This window comes from Streptomyces sp. NPDC025793, assembly GCF_055558375.1.
The window spans coordinates 605,182-627,132 of record NZ_JBVHMR010000002.1; the positions used below are offsets into that span (position 1 = coordinate 605,182).

The 21,951-nt window shown below is 71.1% G+C and carries 18 protein-coding genes and 1 pseudogene; 9 read left to right on the forward strand and 10 right to left on the reverse strand.

All coding sequences use genetic code 11. The features are described 5' to 3' along the window. Positions 1 to 147 precede the first annotated feature (147 nt). Positions 148 to 2,472 carry a transglycosylase domain-containing protein gene (locus ACZ4MF_RS06625; protein ID WP_467490399.1) on the reverse strand — a complete coding sequence of 775 codons (2,325 nt, stop codon included), beginning with the start codon at positions 2,470 to 2,472 and terminating at the stop codon, positions 148 to 150. 493 nt (positions 2,473 to 2,965) lie between these two features. On the opposite strand from ACZ4MF_RS06625, the gene wblA reads away from it, so the two are divergent. Then, complete coding sequence (wblA, locus tag ACZ4MF_RS06630; protein WP_067046754.1) at positions 2,966 to 3,304, forward strand: transcriptional regulator WblA; 339 nt, start codon at positions 2,966 to 2,968, stop codon at positions 3,302 to 3,304. Between the two features lie 352 nt (positions 3,305 to 3,656). Here wblA and bagB read toward each other — a convergent pair whose 3' ends face one another. Next, the gene (gene bagB / locus ACZ4MF_RS06635; RefSeq protein WP_467490401.1) at positions 3,657 to 5,039 is read right to left on the reverse strand and encodes an ATPase BagB; all 1,383 of its coding nucleotides are present in this window, start codon (positions 5,037 to 5,039) and stop codon (positions 3,657 to 3,659) included. Beyond that, a complete protein-coding gene (bagA, locus tag ACZ4MF_RS06640) occupies positions 5,036 to 6,013 on the reverse strand; it encodes an ATPase BagA (RefSeq protein WP_467490403.1) in 978 nt (325 codons plus the stop codon). The genes bagB and bagA overlap by 4 nt, the downstream gene beginning before the upstream one ends. A gap of 96 nt (positions 6,014 to 6,109) precedes the next feature. Here bagA and ACZ4MF_RS06645 point away from each other — a divergent pair, with 96 nt between their 5' ends. From ACZ4MF_RS06645 to ACZ4MF_RS06660, 4 genes are read left to right on the forward strand one after another with little or no spacing between them, the layout of a single operon-like run. Continuing rightward, positions 6,110 to 6,268 (forward strand): DUF4177 domain-containing protein, encoded by a 159-nt coding sequence (locus tag ACZ4MF_RS06645; RefSeq protein WP_356029377.1) that lies wholly within the window; start codon positions 6,110 to 6,112, stop codon positions 6,266 to 6,268. Continuing rightward, positions 6,265 to 6,729 carry a RidA family protein gene (locus ACZ4MF_RS06650; protein ID WP_356029376.1) on the forward strand — a complete coding sequence of 155 codons (465 nt, stop codon included), beginning with the start codon at positions 6,265 to 6,267 and terminating at the stop codon, positions 6,727 to 6,729. Before ACZ4MF_RS06645 ends, ACZ4MF_RS06650 begins: the two co-directional genes overlap by 4 nt. A 57-nt stretch (positions 6,730 to 6,786) precedes the next feature. After that, positions 6,787 to 7,671, forward strand: a complete 885-nt coding sequence (locus ACZ4MF_RS06655) for an NUDIX hydrolase (protein WP_467490405.1) — start codon at positions 6,787 to 6,789, stop codon at positions 7,669 to 7,671. Next, on the forward strand, positions 7,668 to 8,498 hold the full coding sequence (locus ACZ4MF_RS06660) for an MBL fold metallo-hydrolase (protein WP_356029371.1): 831 nt from the start codon (positions 7,668 to 7,670) through the stop codon (positions 8,496 to 8,498). The genes ACZ4MF_RS06655 and ACZ4MF_RS06660 overlap by 4 nt, the downstream gene beginning before the upstream one ends. Positions 8,499 to 8,516: 18 nt before the next feature. Here ACZ4MF_RS06660 and ACZ4MF_RS06665 read toward each other — a convergent pair whose 3' ends face one another. Both ACZ4MF_RS06665 and ACZ4MF_RS06670 read right to left on the reverse strand, forming a co-directional pair. Beyond that, on the reverse strand, positions 8,517 to 9,359 hold the full coding sequence (locus tag ACZ4MF_RS06665) for a nucleotidyltransferase domain-containing protein (RefSeq protein ID WP_467490407.1): 843 nt from the start codon (positions 9,357 to 9,359) through the stop codon (positions 8,517 to 8,519). Between the two features lie 94 nt (positions 9,360 to 9,453). Beyond that, complete coding sequence (locus ACZ4MF_RS06670; protein WP_014674022.1) at positions 9,454 to 10,128, reverse strand: Crp/Fnr family transcriptional regulator; 675 nt, start codon at positions 10,126 to 10,128, stop codon at positions 9,454 to 9,456. A 333-nt stretch (positions 10,129 to 10,461) separates the two neighbouring features. Between ACZ4MF_RS06670 and nth the strand changes: the two genes are divergently transcribed. From nth to ACZ4MF_RS06685, 3 genes are all read left to right on the forward strand, one after another. Beyond that, on the forward strand, positions 10,462 to 11,259 hold the full coding sequence (nth, locus tag ACZ4MF_RS06675; RefSeq protein ID WP_467490688.1) for an endonuclease III: 798 nt from the start codon (positions 10,462 to 10,464) through the stop codon (positions 11,257 to 11,259). Between the two features lie 76 nt (positions 11,260 to 11,335). Next, complete coding sequence (locus tag ACZ4MF_RS06680; protein ID WP_467490409.1) at positions 11,336 to 12,031, forward strand: NUDIX hydrolase; 696 nt, start codon at positions 11,336 to 11,338, stop codon at positions 12,029 to 12,031. A 13-nt stretch (positions 12,032 to 12,044) separates the two neighbouring features. Next, positions 12,045 to 13,244 carry a MarP family serine protease gene (locus ACZ4MF_RS06685; RefSeq protein WP_467490411.1) on the forward strand — a complete coding sequence of 400 codons (1,200 nt, stop codon included), beginning with the start codon at positions 12,045 to 12,047 and terminating at the stop codon, positions 13,242 to 13,244. Positions 13,245 to 13,655: 411 nt separating this feature from the next. Here ACZ4MF_RS06685 and ACZ4MF_RS06690 read toward each other — a convergent pair whose 3' ends face one another. The 5 genes and pseudogenes from ACZ4MF_RS06690 to ACZ4MF_RS06710 all read right to left on the reverse strand — a co-directional run. Then, positions 13,656 to 14,588: an alpha/beta fold hydrolase gene (locus ACZ4MF_RS06690; RefSeq protein WP_356029361.1), complete on the reverse strand. Its 933-nt coding sequence runs from the start codon at positions 14,586 to 14,588 to the stop codon at positions 13,656 to 13,658. Further along, on the reverse strand, positions 14,585 to 15,073 hold the full coding sequence (locus tag ACZ4MF_RS06695) for a phage holin family protein (protein WP_467490413.1): 489 nt from the start codon (positions 15,071 to 15,073) through the stop codon (positions 14,585 to 14,587). The genes ACZ4MF_RS06690 and ACZ4MF_RS06695 overlap by 4 nt, the downstream gene beginning before the upstream one ends. A 125-nt stretch (positions 15,074 to 15,198) precedes the next feature. Next, on the reverse strand, positions 15,199 to 16,641 hold the full coding sequence (nhaA, locus tag ACZ4MF_RS06700) for a Na+/H+ antiporter NhaA (RefSeq protein ID WP_467490415.1): 1,443 nt from the start codon (positions 16,639 to 16,641) through the stop codon (positions 15,199 to 15,201). A gap of 233 nt (positions 16,642 to 16,874) precedes the next feature. Next, positions 16,875 to 18,830: an acetate--CoA ligase gene (gene acs, locus ACZ4MF_RS06705; RefSeq protein WP_467490417.1), complete on the reverse strand. Its 1,956-nt coding sequence runs from the start codon at positions 18,828 to 18,830 to the stop codon at positions 16,875 to 16,877. A gap of 116 nt (positions 18,831 to 18,946) precedes the next feature. Then, positions 18,947 to 20,179, reverse strand: a pseudogene (locus ACZ4MF_RS06710) (carbonic anhydrase); the annotation flags it as partial. Positions 20,180 to 20,661: 482 nt separating this feature from the next. On the opposite strand from ACZ4MF_RS06710, the gene ACZ4MF_RS06715 reads away from it, so the two are divergent. Beyond that, positions 20,662 to 21,927: a polysaccharide deacetylase family protein gene (locus ACZ4MF_RS06715; RefSeq protein ID WP_467490419.1), complete on the forward strand. Its 1,266-nt coding sequence runs from the start codon at positions 20,662 to 20,664 to the stop codon at positions 21,925 to 21,927. Positions 21,928 to 21,951 lie beyond the last annotated feature (24 nt).

Below are 21,951 nucleotides of genomic sequence, written 5' to 3' on the forward strand. Positions count from 1 at the left end.
GCGGGCCGTTCTCGAGGGCTGTGCCGCCCGTTGGCCCGGGGGCCGAAGGCCCGCGGGACCGCGTTCGGCGGGGGGGCGGCGCCCCTTGGCCCGCGGGGTGCGGCCCCGCCGCCGTACGCGTGCACGTACCTGCCGGTCACGGCCCGCCTAGGGCCAGACGCCGCCGTTCCCGGTTCCGTTGTTCCCGCCGTTGCCCTGGCCCTGGATGAAGCCGCCGGGGAGGGAGAAGGTCGGGGCGGGGACGGGGCCGCCGGTCGTGGCGCCCGTGGTGCCGCCGTCAGCCGTGCCGCCGTTTGTCAGTCCGCCGATCAGGCCGCCGATTCCCCCCGTGCTGCCCCCGTTCCTGCCCCCGTTGGCCCCCCCTTGGCCTTTTCCCTGACCGTCCCCCTTGCCCTTGTTGTCGTCGGGGATGTCGATCAGGTTGAAGTCCGGGGCGGGCTTGCCCGCCAGCGCGCCGGTCATCATGTCGCGCCAGATCGGGCCGGGCACCTGGCCGCCGTAGACCTTGTCGTACGGGACGCCGCCGATGGTGATGTTGGTCATCTGGCGCTTGTGGGCCGGGTCGCCGACCCAGACCGCGCCCGCCATGTTCGGGGTGTAGCCGACGAACCAGGCCGCGTAGCGCTGGTCCGTCGTACCCGTCTTGCCCGCGCTCGGGCGGTCGCCGAGGCCGGCCTCCTGGCCGGTGCCGTCCTCGACCACGCCCTTGAGGAGCGTGCTGACCGTGTCCGCGGTCTTCTGGGACATCGCGCGCGAGCAGGCCGTCTTCGGCACCGGCAGCGACTTCACCTCGCTGCCGACCTTCTGGGTGATCGACATGATGGCGACCGGGGTGCAGTACGTCCCGCGCGAGGCGAAGGTGGCGTACGCGCTCGCCATCGTCAGCGGGGACATCTCCTGGGTGCCGAGCGCGATCGAGGGGGCCTGGTCGATCTTGCGGCCGTCGGCGCGGGCCACGCCCATCTTCTGCGCCATCTGCGTCACCGGGCAGATGCCGATGTCGCTGATCAGCTGCACGTAGTAGGTGTTGACCGACTTGGCGGTCGCTTCCTTCATGCCCATCGGGCCGTGCTCCGACTTGTTCTCGTTCGTGAGCTTGTCCGGGTTGTTCGGGTCGGTGCGCCAGACCTTGCCGTCGCACGCCTGCACGGGGCTCGGGTACGGCATCTCGTACGGCGACGAGTACTGCTGCGTCGGGGGCTTGCCGCCCTCGATCGCGGCCGCCGCGACGATCGGCTTGAACGTCGAACCGGGCTGATAGCCGGCGCCGCCGCCCATGCCCTGGTTGACGGACAGGTTGATCTGCGTCTCGTTCTTGCCGAAGCCGTACGGGCGGGACTGGCCCATCGCCAGGATCTTGCCGGTCCCGGGCTCGACGATGGTGGCGGCCGTGGCCACCGGGTCGGTCTGGTAGACGTGGTTCCTGACGGACGCCTGTACGGAGTCCTGGGCCTGCGGGTCGAGCGTCGTACGGATCGTCAGACCGCCCTGGTTCCACAGCTTCGCGCGGGCCTCCTTGGTCTTGCCGAAGGACGGGTCGGTCAGGACGACGTCGCGCACGTAGTCGCAGAAGAAGCCGGCGCCGCGGACCGCGGTGATGCAGCCGTTCTTCGGCTGGCTCGGGTGCAGCCCGAGCGGCTCCTCCTTGGCCTGGTCGGCCTCCTTCTGGGAGATGTCGCCGACCTCGGCCATGCGCTGGAGGACGGTGTTGCGGCGCTTGGTGGCCTCCGCCTCGTCGTTGCCCGGGTCGTAGCGGCTCGGGGACTGTACGATGCCCGCGAGCAGCGCCGACTCCTGGAGGCTCAGGTCCTTGGCGTGCTTGGAGAAGTACCGCTCGGAGGCGGCCTCGACGCCGTAGGCCTGTTCGCCGAAGAAGGTGATGTTCAGGTAGTTCTCGAGGATCTTCTTCTTGCCGAGCTGGTCCTCGATCTGGATCGCGTACTTCAGCTCGCGGATCTTGCGGCCGATGGTCTGCTGGGTGGCCTCGGCGACCTTCGTCGGGTCGTCGCCGGCCTCCTCGATGAAGTAGTTCTTCACCAGTTGCTGGGTGAGCGTGGAGGCGCCCTGGGCGACCCCGCCGCTCTGCGCGTTCTTGTTCAGCGCGCGCAGCACGCCCTTCAGGTCGATCGCGCCGTGCTGGTAGAAGCGCGAGTCCTCGATCGCGACGATCGCCTTCTGCATGTACGGCGAGATGTCCTTGAGGTCGACCACCGTGCGGTCGCGGGAGTAGACCGACGCGATCTGGTTCCCCCGGTTGTCCAGGATCGTCGTGCGCTGGCTCAGCTGGGGGCTCTTGAGGTTGGCCGGGATCTCGTCGAAGCTCTGTACCGACCCCTTGGCCACGAGGCCGAGCGCGCCGGCCGCGGGCAGTGCGATGCCCGCCATCACGGCTCCGGCGAGCACACTGACACCGAGGAACTTGGCGGCCTGCTGTGTTGGCGACAGACCACCGCCCGAGCGCTTCTTTGGCATGAGGGCAGCCTAATCCGTACTTCTGAGCGTTCCGATGGAGCGCCCGCGTCACGGCACGGCAAAGCGAGACGTCTACCTTCTCAATCGCCGGACACGCGCGCAGGCCTTGGCCTAAGCTGCTCTCAACTGTCACAGCAGTGCGGTCACGTATCAATACGTCCGGCGACCCCGAATCGTTCCGGTCGTAACCCGGTTCTTCCACGGGGGCGTGCCCGGTTCTCTGAGGGGCACGTGTCCGAATCCGCCTCGTGTGTCATCTGGTGCCCGATGTAGCGCACCGCAGCTGTCCCGGTTTGCCGGGAGAGTCGCGTATGTCGCCAGCTCACTCCCGCGGGTGATCTGCCGCTTACCCATAGTCCGTTCGGGCCATTCAAGATTGGGCCCGAAGGGGGTGTTGCACTGTCCCCACCTTCCGTAACGTCCTCAACTGGCGGCGGTGAATATGCCGCTGCCGCCGTGGGGGAGCCTCGATTCGGGAGAGGACGGCGCCGGTATGGGCTGGGTAACCGACTGGAGTGCGCAGGCTGCCTGCCGCACTACCGATCCGGATGAACTGTTCGTTCAAGGAGCAGCGCAGAACAGGGCCAAGGCGGTGTGCACCGGATGTCCGGTACGCACCGAATGCCTGGCCGACGCGCTGGACAACCGCGTCGAATTCGGCGTGTGGGGAGGCATGACGGAGCGGGAACGCCGCGCACTGCTGCGCCGGCGGCCCACGGTGACGTCGTGGCGCAGGCTGCTGGAGACGGCCCGCTCGGAGTATGAGCGCGGCACCGGAATCGTGCCCCTCGACAGCGACGAGGTGTACGAGCACTACGCGGCCGTCAGCTGAGGACATGTCCCTCCGGCACACGCCCGGAGGAACAGCGTCGGACCGCGGCCACGGCCATGGCCACTGCCAGGGGGCTGTAGGGCCAGGGGGCTACAGGGCTACGGGGCCGGAAGGTCACGAGGCATAGGGCCGGCAAGCGCCGATCGGGCCTGGACCTGGGGACGCCGCGATCGGCCTGCGGCCCGCCTCGCCGTGAGAGACGCTTCGCGTGGCTGACGTGTGGTCCCGCGCGTCCGCGGACACGGCCCGCGGTCTCGCCGGGTGTCCAGCGGCCACGCCACATCATCCGTATGTGCTCATCTGCCTGTGCGTGTACGTGTCCGCTCGTGTACGACCCCTGTCGCGGGCTCCCTCACCGCTCACCCTCGGCGCCCTGCGCACCCGCCGCCAGCCGGGTGCCGATGTCGCGCAGGCCCGTGAGGTCGTGGACGTCGCCGGGCAGCGCGGGTACTTCGACGACCGCCACCTCGGGGTGACGGGCGGTGAAACGGCCACGCGTGCGCCGCTCGCGCGCGAGCAGCTGCATGCGATCGGCGTGCAGTCTCAGCAGACCCGCGGTGAGCCGGTCGACGGGGCGCTCCGCGTCGGCGGGGGAGCCTTCTTCGGGAGCAGGGGTGCCGCTCGCGGCCTCGGGCGCGGGAGATGATGCGGGAGATTGTGAACTGCCGTACGTGTCGGGAGAGTTACGAAGTCCAGCTTTCCCGCCCCCCTGATCGACAATGCGGGGGTCCTCAAGATTTTCCGCGGCGGCGAGCGCCCGCTCGGCCGACAGCCCGTCGGCCCCGCTCGCGTGGACGCGGTTGAGCACGAGGCCGACCAGCGGCATCCGCTCCGCTGCCAGCCGCTCCACGAAGTACGCCGCCTCGCGCAGCGCGTCCCGCTCCGGCGCCGCGACCACCAGGAACGCCGTACCGGGCGCCTGGAGCAGTTTGTACGTGGCGTCCGCGCGCGTGCGGAACCCGCCGAAGGTGGTGTCCATCGCGGCCACGAACGTCTGGACGTCCTTCAGCAGTTGACCGCCCAGCAGCTTGCCGAGCGTGCCGGTCATCATCGACATGCCGACGTTGAGGAAGGCCATGCCCGCGCGGCCGCCCAGCTTGGCCGGGGCCGTCAGCAGGCGGATGAGGCGGCCGTCCAGGAAGGAGCCGAGCCGCTTGGGCGCGTCCAGGAAGTCCAGCGCGGAGCGGGACGGCGGGGTGTCGACCACGATCAGGTCCCACTCGTCCTTCGCGCGCAGCTGGCCCAGCTTCTCCATCGCCATGTACTCCTGCGTGCCCGCGAAGCCCGCCGAGAGTGACTGGTAGAAGGGGTTGGACAGGATCGCGGCCGCCCGCTCGGGGTCCGCGTGCGCCTCCACGACCTCGTCGAAGGTGCGCTTCATGTCGAGCATCATGGCGTGCAGTTCGCCGTCGCCCTCGGTGCCCTTGACCCGGCGCGGGACGTTGTCGAGGGAGTCGATGCCCATCGACTGGGCCAGCCGGCGGGCCGGGTCGATGGTCAGCACGACGACCTTGCGGCCCCGCTCGGCGGCCCGCAGGCCGAGCGCCGCCGCGGTCGTCGTCTTGCCGACGCCGCCCGAGCCGCAGCACACCACGATCCGGGTCTTGGGGTCGTCGAGCAGCGGGTCGACGTCCAGCACGCGCGCGGGGGCGAGACGGTGGGCCCTGTCGGGCCCCTCGGCGGTCTCGTGCGCCTCGGGAGCCGTCTCGGGGGCCTCGGCCGGGTCCGCACTCATGACAACCCCTGCTTCCGCAGCTCGGTGGCGAGTTCGTACAGCCCCGCCAGGTCCACGCCCTCGGCCAGCAGCGGCAGTTCGCCCAGCGGCAGGCCCAGCTCGCCGAGGACCGCGCGCTGCTCCTGCTCCAGCGCGTACCGCTCGGCGTACTCCGACGCCTGCCGCAGCAGCGGGTCCACCAGTTTCTCTGCGTGACCGCCGCGCCGGGCCCCGCCGAGCCCCGCGGCCGAGAGGGCCTGTGCGACGGAAGAACGTCCCACGGTCCGTACGAGTTCCAGGTCGGCCGCGTCCAGCACCTCGGGCCGGACCATGTTCACGATGACGCGGCCCACCGGGAGCCGGGCCGCGCGGAGTTCGGCGATGCCGTCGGCGGTCTCCTGGACCGGCATCTCCTCCAGCAGCGCCACCAGGTGCACGGCCGTCTCCGGGGACTTCAGCACCCGCATCACGGCCTGCGCCTGATTGTGTATCGGGCCGATCTTCGCGAGGCCCGCCACCTCGTCGTTGACGTTCAGGAAGCGGGTGACGCGGCCTGTCGGCGGGGCGTCCATGACGACGTAGTCGTACGCGAACCTCCCGCTCTTGTCCTTGCGGCGCACCGCCTCGCACGCCTTGCCGGTCAGCAGGACGTCCCGGATGCCCGGCGCGACGGTGGTGGCGAAGTCGATGGCGCCGAGCTTCTTCAGGGCCCGGCCGGCTCCACCCAGCTTGTAGAACATCTGGAGGTAGTCCAGCAGGGCCAGTTCCGGATCGATCGCGAGCGCGTACACCTCCCCGCCGCCCGGAGCGACCGCGATCTTCCGCTCCTCGTACGGCAACGCCTCCGTCTCGAAGAGCTGGGCGATGCCCTGCCGGCCCTCGACCTCCACGAGAAGCGTCCGCTTCCCCTCGGTCGCGAGGGCCAGCGCGAGTGCGGCGGCGACCGTCGTCTTTCCGGTCCCGCCCTTGCCGCTGACGACCTGGAGCCTGCTCACGCCTTCGAGACTAACCAGTCCGGCCGACACTCACGCGAGAGGCTGTGGATAACGCAGGTCACGGCCCCTCCCGGCACAGCGGCTACAGTCGGCCCCATGACCAAGTGGGAATACGCAACCGTGCCACTGCTCGTCCATGCCACGAAGCAGATTCTGGACACCTGGGGCGAGGACGGCTGGGAGCTCGTCCAGGTCGTGCCCGGGCCCAACCCCGAGCAGCTCGTGGCCTACCTGAAGCGGGTGAAGCAGGCATGAGCGCGGTCGAGGCCAAGCTGGCCGCACTGGGCCTGACCCTGCCGGACGTCGTACCGCCGCTGGCCGCGTACCAGCCGGCCGTGCGGACCGGCGTGTACGTGTACACCGCGGGCCAGCTGCCGCTGGTCGAGGGCAAGCTGCCGGTCACCGGCAAGGTGGGCGCCGAGGTGACGGCGGAGGAGGCCAAGGACCTCGCCCGCGTGTGCGCGCTGAACGCGCTGGCGGCCGTGAAGTCCGTCGCCGGTGACCTCGACCGCATCGCGCGCGTGGTGAAGGTCGTCGGGTTCGTCGCCTCCGCGTCCGACTTCACCGGGCAGCCCGGTGTCGTCAACGGCGCGAGCGAACTGCTCGGCGAGGTGCTCGGCGAGAAGGGCGTGCACGCGCGCAGCGCGGTCGGCGTCGCGGTGCTCCCGCTGGACGCGCCGGTCGAGGTCGAGATCCAGGTCGAGCTGCTTCCGTAGGCCCGCTGACCTCGGGTACCTCTCGAACATTCGCCCTACACGGGATAGCCTCCGGCCATGGCGAACGGTCAGTGGTACCCCCCGGAGTGGCCGGACCGCATCCGCGCGCTCGCGGACGGCACCCTCACCCCGGTGTCCCCCCGGCGCGCGGCCACGGTGCTGCTCCTGAGAGACACCGGGGCCGGTCCGGTCGTCCACATGCTGCGCAGACGCGCCTCCATGGCCTTCGCCGGAGGCGCGTACGCGTATCCCGGGGGCGGTGTCGACCCGCGCGACGACGACCGTCAGGTGCGCTGGGCGGGCCCCACGCGCGCGTGGTGGGCGACGCGGCTCGGTGTCGACGAGGCGGGCGCCCAGGCGATCGTGTGCGCGGCCGTGCGCGAGACCTACGAGGAGGCGGGCGTCCTGCTCGCGGGGCCTGACGGGGACTCGGTCGTCGGCGACACCACCGGGGAGGACTGGGAGGCGGACCGGGCCGCGCTGGTCGCGCGCGAGCTGTCCTTCGCCGAGTTCCTCGACCGGCGCTCTCTGGTGCTGCGCTCGGACCTGCTGGGCGCCTGGACCCGCTGGATCACCCCGGAGTTCGAGTCCCGCCGCTACGACACCTGGTTCTTCGTGGCCGTCCTCCCGCAGGGGCAGCGCACCCGGAACGCCTCCACGGAGGCCGACCGCGCGGTGTGGATCCGCCCCGAGGAGGCCGCCGTCGGCTACGACAAGGGCGAGCTGCTGATGATGCCGCCCACCATCGCCACCCTGCGCCAGCTGCTGCCGTACGGCACCGCCGCCGAGGCGCTGGGCGCGGCCCCCGCGCGCGACATGACGCCGGTGATGGCGACGGCGCGTCTGCTGGGCGGCGAGATCGTCCTGTCCTGGCCGGGGCACGAGGAGTTCACCAAGCACGTCCCGACGACCCCCGGTCCGCCCGGAGGAGGCCCCGCATGACCGACGCAAGCACGCTGCCGGGCCAGCCCCGGGGCGCGGTGCTCTCCGGCCCCGCCACCGAACGGGCCGTCAACGTCCTCGCGCCCAACGCCTCCGCGATGACCCTGGACGGCACCAACACCTGGATCGTCGCCGAGCCCGGCTCCGACCTGGCCGTGGTGATCGACCCGGGCCCGCTGGACGACGGTCATCTGCGCGCGGTGGCCGACACCGCCGAGCAGGCCGGCCGGCGCATAGCCCTGACCCTGCTCACGCACGGCCACCCGGACCACGCCGAGGGCGCGGCCCGGTTCGCGGAACTGACCGGCACGCGCGTGCGTGCCCTCGACCCGGCGCTGCGCCTCGGCGACGAGGGCCTGGGCGCCGGGGACGTGATCACCGTCGGCGGCCTGGAGCTGAGGGTCGTCCCGACCCCCGGGCACACCGCGGACTCGCTGAGCTTCCATCTCCCGGCCGACCGGGCGGTCCTGACCGGCGACACCGTCCTCGGGCGCGGTACGACCGTCGTGGCGCACCCCGACGGCCGCCTGGGCGACTATCTGGACTCCCTGCGCCGACTGCGCTCCCTGACGGTGGACGACGGCGTCCACACGGTCCTGCCGGGCCACGGGCCGGTCCTGGAGGACGCCCAGGGCGCCGTCGAGTTCTACCTCGCCCACCGCGCCCACCGGCTCGCCCAGGTGGAGACGGCGGTGGAGGACGGCTACCGCACCCCGGCCGAGGTCGTCGCCCACGTCTACGCCGACGTGGACCGCTCCCTGTGGCCGGCGGCGGAACTGTCGGTGCGGGCCCAGCTGGACTACCTGACCGAACACGGCCTGATCTAGTCCTGTCCCCGGCCCGAGCTAGTCGGGCCGGGGTGCCTTGACGCCGTGCACGCGCGTGTACTCGGCGGCGAGCCAGGGGCCGAGGTCGTCCACGTACGTGCGCAGCACCTCGGGGTCGCCGACGGGTTCGCAGCCGTAGTCCGCCGCCGTGCGCAGCTGCGCGGCGCGCTGTGGGTAGTAGCCGCCGAACGCGTCGGCCATCTCGCGCAGGTCGCTGGTCCAGCCGTTCCAGCGGGGCATGACGAGGGTGAAGGCGGTGCGCACGAGGTGGCGGGAGATGAAGCGCACGAGGGGGCGCCGGGCCTCCTCGGTGTCCTCGGCGCCCGCGATCCGCTCCCGCCAGCGGGGCAGCCACCGGGCCAGGTCGCCGTTGGTCTCGCGGGCGAGCAGGGAGTCGGGCCGGTAACGCGGCAGGTACTCGGCGAGGTCGTCGCCGAGCAGCGGGGTGCACAGACAGGCCACGAACCAGCCCAGGTCGTACCGCTCCAGCTCGCTCAGCAGCCGGTCCCGGCCGTACAGCAGCGTGCCGACCCCGTCGATCTGCGGGAACTCCTTGTCGACGGCCTCGCCGAGCGCCCGTACGGCCGCCCGGTCGGCCTCGCCGGGCTCGTCCCGCAGGGCGATGAGCAGGTCCAGGTCGCTGCGCCCCACGCGCGCGGTGCCGCGCGGGATCGACCCGTAGAGGTACGCGCTGTGCAGGCGCGTGCCGAAGAGGTCCAGCACCCGGTCGCGCGCGACGGCCACGACCGGGCGGAAGGCGCCGGGCACGCGCGCGAGGGAGCCTTCGCGCGCGATGAAGCCCAGGTCGTCGAGGCCGGGACGCAGGGCGTCGAGACGGGGACGACGGATCGTTTCAGCCATGCGGCCACTGTCGCGCGCGTCCCTGTCCGGGGCAGCTGATTTTCGGGTACCGGACGGTGAACACCGCCTGTCCGGCACCCGACACCCACGAGACCTACCGGGAGCGCTTGGCGAGCCGCTCCACGTCCAGCAGGATCACGGCCCGCGCCTCCAGGCGGAGCCAGCCGCGCTGGGCGAAGTCCGCCAGGGCCTTGTTCACGGTCTCGCGCGAGGCGCCGACCAGCTGGGCCAGCTCCTCCTGCGTGAGGTCGTGGACGACGTGGATGCCTTCCTCGGACTGCACGCCGAAGCGGCGCGAGAGGTCCAGCAGGGCGCGGGCCACGCGGCCGGGGACGTCGGAGAAGACCAGGTCCGACATGGCGTCGTTGGTCTTGCGCAGTCGGCGCGCGACGGCGCGCAGCAGGGCGCCGGCCACCTCGGGGCGGGCGTTCAGCCAGGGCTGGAGGTCGCCGTGGCCGAGGCCGAGCAGCTTGACCTCGGTCAGCGCGGTCGCCGTGGCCGTACGGGGGCCCGGGTCGAACAGCGACAGCTCGCCGATCAGCTCACCGGGGCCGACGACGGCGAGCATGTTCTCCCGGCCGTCGGGGGAGGTGCGGTGCAGCTTGACCTTGCCCTCGGTGACGACGTACAGCCGGTCGCCCGGGTCGCCCTCGTGGAACAGCGAGTCACCGCGCGCGAGGGTCACCTCACTCATGGAGGCGCGGAGCTCCGCGGCCTGCTCGTCGTCGAGCGCCGCGAAGAGCGGGTTGCGCCGCAGAACGTCGTCCACGAGTTCTCTCCCTTGTCGACCTGCTCAGGGGATCTTGCTCCCCCGTGTACCAGGGGACCGTGCTCCCCATTTTGCCGGACGGTCCAAACAGTGTGATCTGTCACAAGGATGCCGCACAGGTGTGCCCGGGTAAGCGTCAGGGGTCCAATCGGGGGCCGATCTTCCGGGTCCGGGGCGGATGTCGGTGGCGGGCTCTAGGCTGGCCGGGTGTCCAAATCACCGGTGAGAGCACAGGCCAAGGGGGCATAGCGGGTGGTTGTACGTCGTGATTCCGCTGTGGGCGAACAGAGCTCCGGCGGCAGCAAGAAAACCGGAAAAACGGTCAAAAAGGTCATCCCTGTAAAGCCCGTCACCAAGGAGGAGTCCCGCACGGCCCTGGTCCGCCGCGCCCGCCGCATCAACCGCGAGCTGGCCGAGGTGTACCCGTACGCCCACCCGGAGCTGGACTTCGAGAACCCCTTCCAGCTGCTCGTCGCCACGGTCCTGTCCGCCCAGACCACCGACCTGCGCGTCAACCAGACGACCCCGGCGCTCTTCGCCGCGTACCCGACCCCCGAGGACCTCGCCGCCGCGAACCCGGAGGAGGTCGAGGAGATCCTGCGCCCCTGCGGGTTCTTCCGGGCCAAGACCCGGTCGGTCATAGGCCTTTCCAAGGCCCTCGCCGAGGACTTCGGCGGCGAGGTGCCCGGACGCCTCGAAGACCTCGTCACACTGCCCGGAGTCGGCCGCAAGACCGCGTTCGTCGTGCTCGGCAACGCTTTCGGGCGGCCCGGGATCACCGTCGACACCCACTTCCAGCGGCTCGTACGGCGCTGGCGGTGGACCGAGGAGACCGACCCGGACAAGATCGAGGCCGAGGTCGGCGCGCTCTTCCCGAAGAGCGACTGGACCGATCTGTCCCACCACGTGATCTGGCACGGCCGCCGGATCTGCCACGCCCGCAAGCCCGCCTGCGGCGCCTGCCCGATCGCCCCGCTCTGCCCGGCCTACGGCGAGGGCGAGACCGATCCGGAGAAGGCGAAGAAGCTGCTGAAGTACGAGAAGGGCGGCTTCCCCGGCCAGCGCCTCAACCCTCCGCAGGCGTACCTCGACGCGGGCGGGCGGCCGGCCCCGCCGCTGGGGGCCGCGTGACGGAGCGATCCCGCCGCGTGGCGGAACGATCTCGGGGCCCTCGGGCGTTGTACCGGGCAGGGGCGAGGGGGTGGCGATGACGACGGCTGGTGAGGCGCGGGGCGGTGCGGTGACGCTCAGCAAGGACGGACTGCCGGACTGGCTGGCGCCGGTGGTGAAGGCGGCCGAGACGGTCGAGCCGCTCCAGCTGAGCCGCTTCCTGCCGCCGGAGAACGGCTCGGGGCGGCAGTCCGCCGTGCTGGTCCTGTTCGGCGAGGGCGAGGGAGGGCCCGAGCTGCTGCTCATGGAGCGCGCCGGCTCGCTGCGTTCGCACGCCGGGCAGCCGTCCTTCCCGGGCGGCGCGCTCGACCCCGAGGACGGCGATCCGCGCGCCGACGGGCCGCTCAGAGCCGCGCTGCGCGAGGCCGAGGAGGAGACCGGCCTCGACCCGTCCGGCGTCCAGCTCTTCGGCGTGCTGCCCGCGCTCTACATCCCGGTCAGCGGCTTCGTCGTCACGCCCGTGCTCGGCTGGTGGCGCGAGCCCAGCCCGGTCGGCGTCGTCGACCCGAACGAGACGGCACGGGTCTTCACGGTCCCCGTGGCGGATCTCACGGACCCCGCCAACCGCGCCACCGCCGTCCACCCCAGCGGGCACCGAGGCCCGGCATTTCTGGTCGAATCGGCCCTCGTGTGGGGCTTCACGGCCGGCGTGATCGACCGTCTGCTGCACTACGCGGGCTGGGAGCGCGCCTGGGACAGAGAGAAGCGGGTCCCGCTCGACTGGCGGTCATGACAGGGTGTCGTCCGTGAATGTGCTGGACATCCTGTTGCTGCTCGCGGCCGTGTGGTTCGCGATCGTGGGCTACCGCCAGGGCTTCGTCGTCGGCATCCTGTCGGTGATCGGCTTCCTCGGGGGCGGTGCCGCCGCCGTGTACGCGCTGCCCGTCATCTGGGACGCCGTGACCGACAAGGCGAACGTCGGCACCACCGCGGCCGTGGTCGCCGTGGTCGTCATCATCGTCTGCGCCTCCGTCGGCCAGGCCCTGACCACCCACCTCGGCAACAAGCTGCGCCGGCACATCACCTGGTCCCCGGCCCGCGCCCTGGACGCCACCGGCGGCGCGCTCGTCAACGTCGTCGCGATGCTGCTGGTCGCCTGGGTGATCGGTTCCGCCCTCGCCGGTACGACGCTGCCGACGTTCGGCAAGGAGGTGCGCAGCTCCAAGGTGCTGCTCGGCGTCTCCCGGGCGCTGCCCGCGCAGGCGAACACCTGGTTCGCGGACTTCTCCTCCGTCCTCGCGCAGAACGGCTTCCCGCAGGTCTTCAGCCCGTTCGCCAACGAGCCGATCAACGACGTCCGGCCGCCCGACCCGGCCCTCGCCGGCAGCCCGGTCGCCACCCGGGCCGAGCGCTCCATCGTCAAGGTCACCGGCACCGCGCAGAGCTGCGGCAAGGTCCTGGAGGGCACCGGCTTCGTCTTCGCCGACCGCCGCGTCATGACCAACGCCCACGTGGTCGGCGGGGTCGACGCGCCGACCGTGCAGATCGGCGGCGAGGGCCGCAAGTACGACGCCAAGGTCGTCCTGTACGACTGGAAGCGCGACATCGCGGTACTCGACGTACCGGACCTGAGGGCGACCGCGCTGCGGTTCTCCGGCCAGGAGGCGTCCGGCGGCGAGGGCGCGATCGTCGCGGGCTTCCCCGAGAACGGCTCGTACGACGTGCGCGCCGCGCGCGTGCGCGGGCGCATCACGGCCAACGGCCCGGACATCTACCACCGGGGCACGGTCAGCCGCGACGTCTACTCGCTGTACACGACCGTCCGCCAGGGAAACTCGGGCGGCCCGCTGCTCACCCCCGACGGCCGGGTGTACGGCGTGGTGTTCGCCAAGTCCCTCGACGACGCCGAGACCGGCTACGCCCTCACGGCGGACGAGATCCGCTCCGACGCCGACCGGGGCCGCACGGCGACCGAAGAGGTGGGGACGGACAGCTGCGCCCTGTGAGCCCCGGTGCGCCTCGGCGAGAGGTGCGCCGAGAGGTGCCCGAGGGGTCAGCCGCGCGGGTGGCGAAGGCGTACCGAGACCCAGCGGGCCCGGCGGCGCAGGATGCGCGGGATCCCTACGCGCAGGTCCGCTTCCGCGAGTTGCGGGGCGCCTCGCTGAGGCGTGCTCGGACCGGCGGCCGAGCGGCGGTTGCGGGGTGCGTCACTGTCGTGCGTCCAGCCCATACCCCGACGTGTGCCCCGCCAGAAGGTCGATAACCGCCTCCGCGCCCCCCAATTGGCCTATGCGGCAGGCATGTGGCCGTTCGAGGGACAAGTGTTCAGGAACCGGATACTCCACGCACCGGACCTGTCACCGTACGGTCACTGGCGTACCGTCACCGGCATGCCGTCACCGGTCGGGCCGCGGTCTTCACCGGTCGGGCTCGGGGTCCTTCAGCCAGTTGACGAGTTCCGTGGAGAAGGCCACCGGGTCCTCCTCGTGGGGGAAGTGGCCGAGACCGTCGAACAGCCGCCAGCGGTACGGGGCTTCGACGTACTCGCCGGAGCCGGCCGAGCTGCGGGTGCGGGTCACCGGGTCGAGTGAGCCGTGCAGATGCAGGGTGGGCACCCGAACGGGTCGTTTCATCCGGCGGTTGAACTGGATGCCGTCCGGGCGGGCCAGCGAGCGGACCAGCCAGCGGTACGGCTCGATCGAGCAGTGCGCGGTCGACGGGATGCACATCGCCCGCCGGTACGTCTCCACCGCCTCGTCCTCCGGCGGGCGCGGCCCGGACCACTCCCGGATCAGCCGCCCCACCAGTTCACCGTCGTTCGCGGTGAGTTGACGCTCCGGGATCCACGGCCGCTGGAAGCCCCAGATGTAGGAGCTGGCGGCCGTCTGCCGGGCGTCGCGCAGCATCGCCGCGCGCCAGCGCCGCGGATGGGGCATCGACACCACGGCCAGCCGGCGGACGAGCTTGGGCCGCATCGCCGCCGCCGTCCACGCCAGATAGCCGCCCAGGTCGTGGCCGACCAGCGCCGCGTCGGGCTCGCCGAGCGAGCGGATCACGCCGGTGACGTCCAGCGCCAGGTTGGCGGGGTCGTACCCGCGGGGCGTGCGGTCGCTGCCGCCGACGCCCCGCAGGTCCATCGCCACCGCTCGGTAGCCCGCGTCCGCGAGCGCCACCAGCTGGTGCCGCCACGTCCACCAGAACTGCGGGAAGCCGTGCAGCAGCAGCACCAGAGGGCCGTCGCCGAGCTCGGCGATGTGGAAGCGCGCGCCGTTGGCGGCGACGTCCCTGTGACTCACCTTTTTCCCGTGGGGGACGTCGATCCGTACGGCGGAGGGGGCGGGGTCGGTCATGACGACGAGCGTGCCACAGCTTCGATGGCGGCGGGGGCACGGTCCTCGGGCAGCTCGGCGCGCGGGTGCGGCTTGGCGTTGTGCAGGACGCCCGCCGTCTCCTTCACCGAGGCGACCACCTTCTGCGGGCCCTGGCTCTTCTTGGCCTTCTTCGCGAACGCCAGGCCGATGAGCCCGAGCAGGATCGCGACGAACACGTTGGCCGCGAAGGACAGCACGAAGCAGATCGCCAGGTTCCAGTGGCTCCAGGTCCGGATGCCGTACGCGAGGGCGAAGTTGAGCATCGGCAGGGAGAAGACCAGCACCACGGCCGCCATCGTGAAGGCGCCGCCGCTGACCGCGCCGCGCTTCACGTCCTGCTTCAGCTGGGCCTTGGCCAGCGCGATCTCGTCGTGCACCAGCGCCGACATCTCGGCCGTCGCCGAGGCGAACAGCTGGCCGACGCTGCGTTCGGCGCCGACCGGGCTGCCGTCGGGTGCGCTCATCGCGTTCTCCCTCAAAGGTCTGACGTGCCGCAGGCGTCGGGCCCGGTCCGGCCACCCCGCTCGTGCGGCCGTCCGGCCCGGCCGTCCTGCTGTGTGGCCGTCTTGTTTTGTACCGTCTCGTCAGATCATGCCGGACGGTCGTCCTCCTCGCCTGCCCCGCCCGCCACTTCCGCAAGCCCGTGGCGGGCCGCTGCGGCCCGCTCTGCGGCGATGCGCCGGTGTTCGGCGGCCCTGCGCTCAAGGATCTCGGCCATGCGCAGGTGGTACGCCGGGTCGTCCTGCTCGTACACGTCCGGGATGCCGTCGAGGTCGTCGTCGCGCTCCTCCTCCGCGCACAGCCTGCGGTACCTGGCGTTGCGTATCTTCAGCAGCACCGTCGCACACACCGCCGCGATCAGCGATCCGGTGAGGACGGCGGCCTTCACCTCGTCGGTGAGGACGGCGTCACCGACGAAGGCGAGTTCGCCGATGAGCAGTGAGACGGTGAAGCCAATGCCGGCGAGCGAGGCCACCGCGAAGACGTCGGCCCAGGCGAGGTCGTCGCTGAGCGAGGCGCGGGTGAAGCGGGCGGTCAGCCAGGTGCCGCCGAATATGCCGAGCGTCTTGCCGATGACGAGCCCGAGCACCACGCCGAGCGTCTCCGGCCTGGTGAACACGTCCTGGAGCGCCCCGCCGGAGACCGTCACCCCGGCGCTGAACAGTGCGAACACCGGTACGGCGAGCCCTGCCGACAGGGGGCGCACCAGGTGCTCGACGTGCTCGCCGGGCGAGTGCTCCTCGCCGTCCCGGGTGGTGCAGCGCAGCATCAGCCCCATCGCCACACCGGCGATGGTGGCGTGCACGCCGCTGTTGTACATCAGCGCCCAGATCACCAGTGCGAGGGGCACGTACACGTACCAGCCGCGCACGCCCTTGCGCAGCAGCAGCCAGAAGACCACCAGCCCGGCGACGGCCCCGCCGAGGGCGGCGAAGTTCAGCCGGTCCGTGAAGAAGATCGCGATGATCATGATCGCGAAGAGGTCGTCCACGACCGCGAGGGTGAGCAGGAAGGCGCGCAGGGCGCTGGGCAGCGAGGTGCCGATGACCGCGAGGACGGCGAGCGCGAAGGCGATGTCGGTGGCGGTGGGCACCGCCCAGCCCTGGGTCGAGCCGTGTCCGGTGAGGTTGGTGAGGGTGTAGACGAGCGCCGGTACGGCCATGCCGCACAGCGCGGCGACCACGGGCAGCGCGGCCGCCCTCGGGTCGCGCAGGTCCCCGGCGACCAGTTCGCGCTTCAGCTCGGTGCCGGCGACGAAGAAGAAGACCGCGAGCAGGCCGTCGGCGGCCCAGTGGGCCACGGAGAGGTTCAGGCCGAGCGCGCCGGGGCCCAGCCGGAAGTGGCTGACGGCTTCGTAGCCGTGGCGGAGGGTGGGGACGTTCGCCCAGACCAGGGCTGTGACGGCGGCGATCAGCAGCAGGATGCCGCCGACGGTCTCGGTGCGCAGCGCGTCCGCCACGAAGGACCGCTCGGGCAGGGACAGGCGTCCGAGAACCTTGCGGGCGTTGGTGCGGGCGCGGGGCGCGGTCACGGGGGACCTCCGGTGGGTAGGCAGGACGGCTCACTTCGCCGACCAGACTTCCCGGCACACCTTGTCGCGTTCTTGACGCTTTACTTAGCTTACCTAAGATTGCCCGTTTGCCCAAGGGCGGAGGGATGCGGTCCGGGGCCGGTGATCCTCACGCCGGACACCGAAGGGGCACCCGGCGTGTCGGCCGGGTGCCCCTTCGCGGGCGGTGCGGGTCGGTCCTCGGACCGTGCGGGTCAGTCCTCGCCGGGCGCGGCCGGCAGCTTGGTCTGGATGAGGTCCATGACCGACGAGTCCGTCAGCGTCGTGACGTCTCCGAGCTGGCGGTTCTCGGCGACGTCGCGCAGCAGGCGGCGCATGATCTTGCCGGAGCGGGTCTTCGGCAGTTCGGCCACCGGCAGGATCCGCTTGGGCTTGGCGATCGGGCCGAGCGTGGCGCCCACGTGGTCGCGCAGCGCGCCGATGAGCGTGTCGTCCTCCGAGGCCGTGCCGCGCAGGATGACGAAGGCGACGATGGCCTGGCCGGTGGTCTCGTCGGCGGCGCCGACGACGGCCGCCTCCGCGACAGCGGGGTGCGAGACGAGGGCCGACTCCACCTCGGTGGTGGAGATGTTGTGGCCGGACACGAGCATGACGTCGTCGACCCGGCCCAGCAGCCAGATGTCGCCGTCGTCGTCCTTCTTCGCGCCGTCACCGGCGAAGTACTTGCCCTCGAAGCGGGACCAGTAGGTGTCGATGAACCGCTGGTCGTCGCCCCAGATCGTGCGCAGCATCGACGGCCACGGCTCGGTCAGCACCAGATAGCCACCGCCGCCGTTGGGCACCTCGTGCGCCTCGTCGTCGACGACGGTCGCGCTGATGCCGGGCAACGGGGTCTGCGCGGAACCGGGTTTGGCCTCGGTGACACCGGGCAGCGGCGAGATCATCATCGCGCCGGTCTCGGTCTGCCACCAGGTGTCCACGACAGGGGTCTTGTCGGCGCCGATGTTCTTCCGGTACCAGACCCACGCCTCGGGGTTGATGGGCTCGCCCACCGAACCGAGGACACGCAGGCTGCTCAGATCGAACTTCGCGGGGATGTCGTCGCCCCACTTCATGAACGTCCGGATCGCCGTCGGGGCGGTGTAGAGGATCGTGACGCCGTACTTCTGCACGATCTCCCAGAACCGGCCCTGATGCGGGGTGTCCGGGGTGCCCTCGTACATGACCTGCGTCGCGCCGTTGGCCAGCGGGCCGTAGACGATGTACGAGTGCCCGGTGACCCAGCCGACGTCGGCCGTGCACCAGAACACGTCCGTCTCGGGCTTGAGGTCGAAGACGGCGTGGTGGGTGTACGCCACCTGGGTGAGGTAGCCGCCGGAGGTGTGCAGGATGCCCTTCGGCTTACCCGTGGTCCCCGAGGTGTAGAGGATGAACAACGGGTGCTCGGCCTCGAACGCCTGAGGGGTGTGCTCCGCGGACTGCCGGCCGACGAGGTCGTCCCACCAGACGTCCCGGGTGTCGTCCCAGGCCACGTCCTGCCCGGTACGGCGCACCACCAGCACGTGCTCGACGTTGTCGACCTTGTCGATCGCCTCGTCCACGGCGGGCTTGAGCGCGGAGGGCTTGCCGCGCCGGTAGCCGCCGTCGGAGGTGATGACGACCTTGGCGTCGGCGTCCTGGATGCGGGTCGCGAGCGCGTCGGCCGAGAAGCCGCCGAAGACGACCGAGTGCGCGGCGCCGATGCGGGCGCAGGCCAGCATCGCGATCGCGGTCTCCGGGATCATCGGCATGTAGATGGCGACCCGGTCGCCCTTGCGGACGCCCAGCTCCAGCAGGGCGTTGGCCGCCCTGGAGACCTCGTCCTTCAGCTCCGCGTAGGTGATCGAGCGGCTGTCGCCGGGCTCACCCTCGAAGTGGATGGCGACCCGTTCGCCGAGTCCGTCCTCGACGTGGCGGTCCACGCAGTTGTACGCGACGTTCAGCTCGCCGTCCTTGAACCACTTCGCGAACGGCGGGTTCGACCAGTCCAGCGTCTCGGTCGGTTCCTTGGCCCAGGTCAGCCGACGGGCCTGCTCGGCCCAGAAGCCGAGCCTGTCAGCCTTGGCCTGTGCGTACGCCTCCGCGGTGACGTTGGCGTGCGCGGCCAGGTCGGCGGGCGGCGCGAACCTGCGTTCTTCCTTGAGCAGGTTGGCCAGGCTTTCGTTGCTCACGACATCTCCCTTTCGAAGGGTGTCCGTTGTGTCCCAGCCCACAGCTCATCAGACGCGGGGGCCCGGTGACAAGGGTCGTCGACAAAATTGGTGTAGACCTGTCGACGGCCTGGGACTCACACGGCACCATGTGCCTCCTCTCCTGTGACGACACCCTCGGCGACGTCCTCGAACACCCGGCCGCCCTCCGCTTCCACCAGCAGATACGCCCGCGCCTCGGCCACGTGGAAGTACATCCCGTGCAGCTCCAGCTCGCACCTGGCCAACGCCCGCGCCACCGGCCCGTGCGCTCGCAGGTGCTCCAACTGCTGGACCACGTTGACCAGACACAGTCGTTCCACGGCGTCCATGGCGTGCGCGGCGTCCACCGCGGACCGCCCGGTCAGCCGGGGCCGGGCACAGCGGTCCTCCCGGTCCATCCGCGCGAGACTCGGCAGCCCGTGCCGGAGCCAGCGACGCAGGGGGGTGACCACGGCCTCGGCGGCGCCCGCGGCACCGGCTCCCGTCCCGGCCCCCGCCGTTCCGGAATCACCGCCCCTGCCGCCGTCCCCGCACTCGCCGGAGAGCAGCGCCTGCATCGCCCCGCATCCCGAGTGACCGCACACGGTGATGGAGCGCACCCCGAGCACCTCCACCGCGTACTCGATGGCCGCCGCCACCGAGTCGTCGGCGTGTTCCTCGCCCGGTGGCGGCACCAGATTGCCGACGTTGCGGACGACGAACAGGTCGCCGGGGCCGCTGGCGGTGATCATCGATGTGACGAGCCGGGAGTCGGCACAGGTCAGGAAGAGCTGTGCGGGCCGCTGGCCGTCCCTGGCGAGCCGCGCCAGCTCCGCTCGCACCAGCGGCGCGGTGTGACGCTGGAACGAGCTGATGCCACGCGCGAGTTCCCTCCCCGCCGCCACCTCTCCCGCCGTGTCCTGTCCTGCCGGAGAGGCCGGAGCACCCGTGACGCAGTCCTGGTGGTCACGCCACGGCGTCCAGGGCCGACACCGGCAGAGCGCGGACCGGGCCGAGCCGGTGACGGATCTCGCGGCGGAGCCGGCCGACCGGATGGTGGACGCCATCAGCCCGGTGACGGCTCCGGTCGGCTCGGTGTTGGCTCTGGCCGACTCGGTGCCGGACCAAGTCCGCCCGGCGGCAGGCGGGTTCGGTCCGGCGACGGTCCGGGGTGTGCCGCGTCGGCCCGACAGGTCGGCCGTGCCGCCTCGCGCGATGACGGCGTTCGCGACGGCGTGGGCGCCTTGGGGTATGAGCGGGAAGGCCCCGCCGGGTCGGTGCACCGCGGGAAAGGTCAACTGGCCGTGAATTCCTCCGTGATGGGCTCCTTCCTGCCGGGCATGCGTGATGGGGGCGAGGGAGACGAGCGGGATCTCCTCCAGGATCGGGACCGTCAGCAGCACGGCGGCTACCGCGAGGGGCGCGACGAGGTCCGCGCAGCCGAGTCCGAGAGACGGGGCCAGGGTGATCAGGAGGACCGCGACGGACGTCGACGTCGACGCGGACAGGCCGGCGGGGTGCCGGGTGGGAGGGGATGTGCAGGTGGGCATGGTCCCGTCTCCTCCGGGGCGGCGCGGTCGCGGACTGGGGCAGAATGGGCACTCTCGGTAAATTAAGAGTAACGCAACGTAAAGAAATGGTATAGCTTTGCGGAGCAAATGACTCATTGAATCCCTCGGATGGGCGAAGTAATCATTTGATCGGCTTGTCGTACTAATTCCTTCTCGATCCCGTGCGACGTTGGCGGCGCTGTCGGTTCAAGCCCGGCAGATCGCCAGAAAACGACCTCGCCAGCGTTTACCTGAGAGAAGGAAGAAGGTGGGCGGAACACATGACCGCCACCCAGAGGATCGCCGTCGGCGTCGTGGCTGCCGCGGCCTGTGCCTCGTCACTCGCCGGTTGCGCGACCGGCTCCCACGGTTCGAAGGAAGGGGCGCCCGGCCCCCAGAAGGCGGCACCGCCGCCCCGGAGCCTCGTCCGGCTGATCGGCGACGGATCCACCGCGTACACCGGCGCACAGCCGCATCTGCCCAGGCCCGAGCGGCTGAAGCCCGGTCAGAAGCCGCCCCAGTTCGTCGTCTTCTCCTGGGACGGCGCCGGTGAGGACAGCCAGAAGCTGTTCTCGCACTTCCGTAAGGTCGCCAAGGAGAACCACGCGACCATGACCTTCTTCCTCAGCGGCGTGTACATGCTGCCGGAGGCCAAGCGTGACCTCTACAAGCCCCCGCAGCACTCGCCGGGCCGCTCCGACATCGGCTTCAACGACCAGAAGGGGATCGCCGACACCGTCAGGCAGGCGCGGCTGGCCTGGCTGGAGGGCAACGAGATCGGCACCCACTTCAACGGTCACTTCTGCGGGCCCGACGGCGGCGTCGGCACCTGGTCGGTGGACGAGTGGAAGAGCGAGATCGCCCAGGCCAAGCAGTTCGTGAAGACGTGGAAGACCAACACCGGCATGAAGAACTCGGCTTCGCTGCCCTTCGACTACGACAAGGAGCTGATCGGCGCCCGCACACCCTGCCTGGAGGGTCAGAAGAACTTCACGGAGGCGGCCCGTCAGCTGGGCTTCCGTTACGACTCCAGCGGCGTCGACAACCAGGTCTGGCCCAAGAAGAAGGACGGCCTGTGGGACCTGTCCATGCAACTGGTCCCCTTCCCCGGCCATACCTTCGAGCAGTTGACCATGGACTACAACTTCATGGTCAACCAGTCCGGCACCCAGACCCAGGGCGACCCCGACAAGTTCGACTACTGGGGCGACCAGATGCGCGACGGCCTCGTCAAGGGCTTCTACCGGGCCTACGACGGCAACCGGGCGCCGCTGATCATCGGCAACCACTTCGAGTCCTGGAACGGCGGCACATACATGCGTGCCGTCGAGGACACGGTGAAGGAGGTGTGCAACAAGCCCGACGTGCGCTGTGTGTCGTTCCACCAACTGGCCGACTGGCTGGACGCGCAGGACCCGAAGACCCTGGAGAAACTGCGCACCCTGACGGTGGGCGAGGCGCCCCGCCAGGGCTGGGCGTCCTTCCTCTCCGGTCGTCCGGCTCCGGCGCCCAAGGGCGTACCCGGGGCGCCGGCGGTCAGGCAGTAGGCGGGAGTTGCCGGCCGGATGCTG

Excerpts from the sequence above, each read along its gene's own strand:
- ACZ4MF_RS06695 (WP_467490413.1), bottom strand. The coding sequence starts at position 15,073 with ATGAGCGCACCCGACGGCAGCCCGGTCGGCGCCGAACGCAGCGTCGGC.
- ACZ4MF_RS06645 (WP_356029377.1), top strand. The coding sequence starts at position 6,110 with ATGACCAAGTGGGAATACGCAACCGTGCCACTGCTCGTCCATGCCACG.
- ACZ4MF_RS06655 (WP_467490405.1), top strand. The coding sequence starts at position 6,787 with ATGGCGAACGGTCAGTGGTACCCCCCGGAGTGGCCGGACCGCATCCGC.
- ACZ4MF_RS06690 (WP_356029361.1), bottom strand. The coding sequence starts at position 14,588 with ATGACCGACCCCGCCCCCTCCGCCGTACGGATCGACGTCCCCCACGGG.
- ACZ4MF_RS06660 (WP_356029371.1), top strand. The coding sequence starts at position 7,668 with ATGACCGACGCAAGCACGCTGCCGGGCCAGCCCCGGGGCGCGGTGCTC.
- bagB (WP_467490401.1), bottom strand. The coding sequence starts at position 5,039 with ATGAGTGCGGACCCGGCCGAGGCCCCCGAGACGGCTCCCGAGGCGCAC.
- ACZ4MF_RS06650 (WP_356029376.1), top strand. The coding sequence starts at position 6,265 with ATGAGCGCGGTCGAGGCCAAGCTGGCCGCACTGGGCCTGACCCTGCCG.
- ACZ4MF_RS06715 (WP_467490419.1), top strand. The coding sequence starts at position 20,662 with ATGACCGCCACCCAGAGGATCGCCGTCGGCGTCGTGGCTGCCGCGGCC.
- wblA (WP_067046754.1), top strand. The coding sequence starts at position 2,966 with ATGGGCTGGGTAACCGACTGGAGTGCGCAGGCTGCCTGCCGCACTACC.
- ACZ4MF_RS06665 (WP_467490407.1), bottom strand. The coding sequence starts at position 9,359 with ATGGCTGAAACGATCCGTCGTCCCCGTCTCGACGCCCTGCGTCCCGGC.
- ACZ4MF_RS06680 (WP_467490409.1), top strand. The coding sequence starts at position 11,336 with ATGACGACGGCTGGTGAGGCGCGGGGCGGTGCGGTGACGCTCAGCAAG.
- ACZ4MF_RS06625 (WP_467490399.1), bottom strand. The coding sequence starts at position 2,472 with ATGCCAAAGAAGCGCTCGGGCGGTGGTCTGTCGCCAACACAGCAGGCC.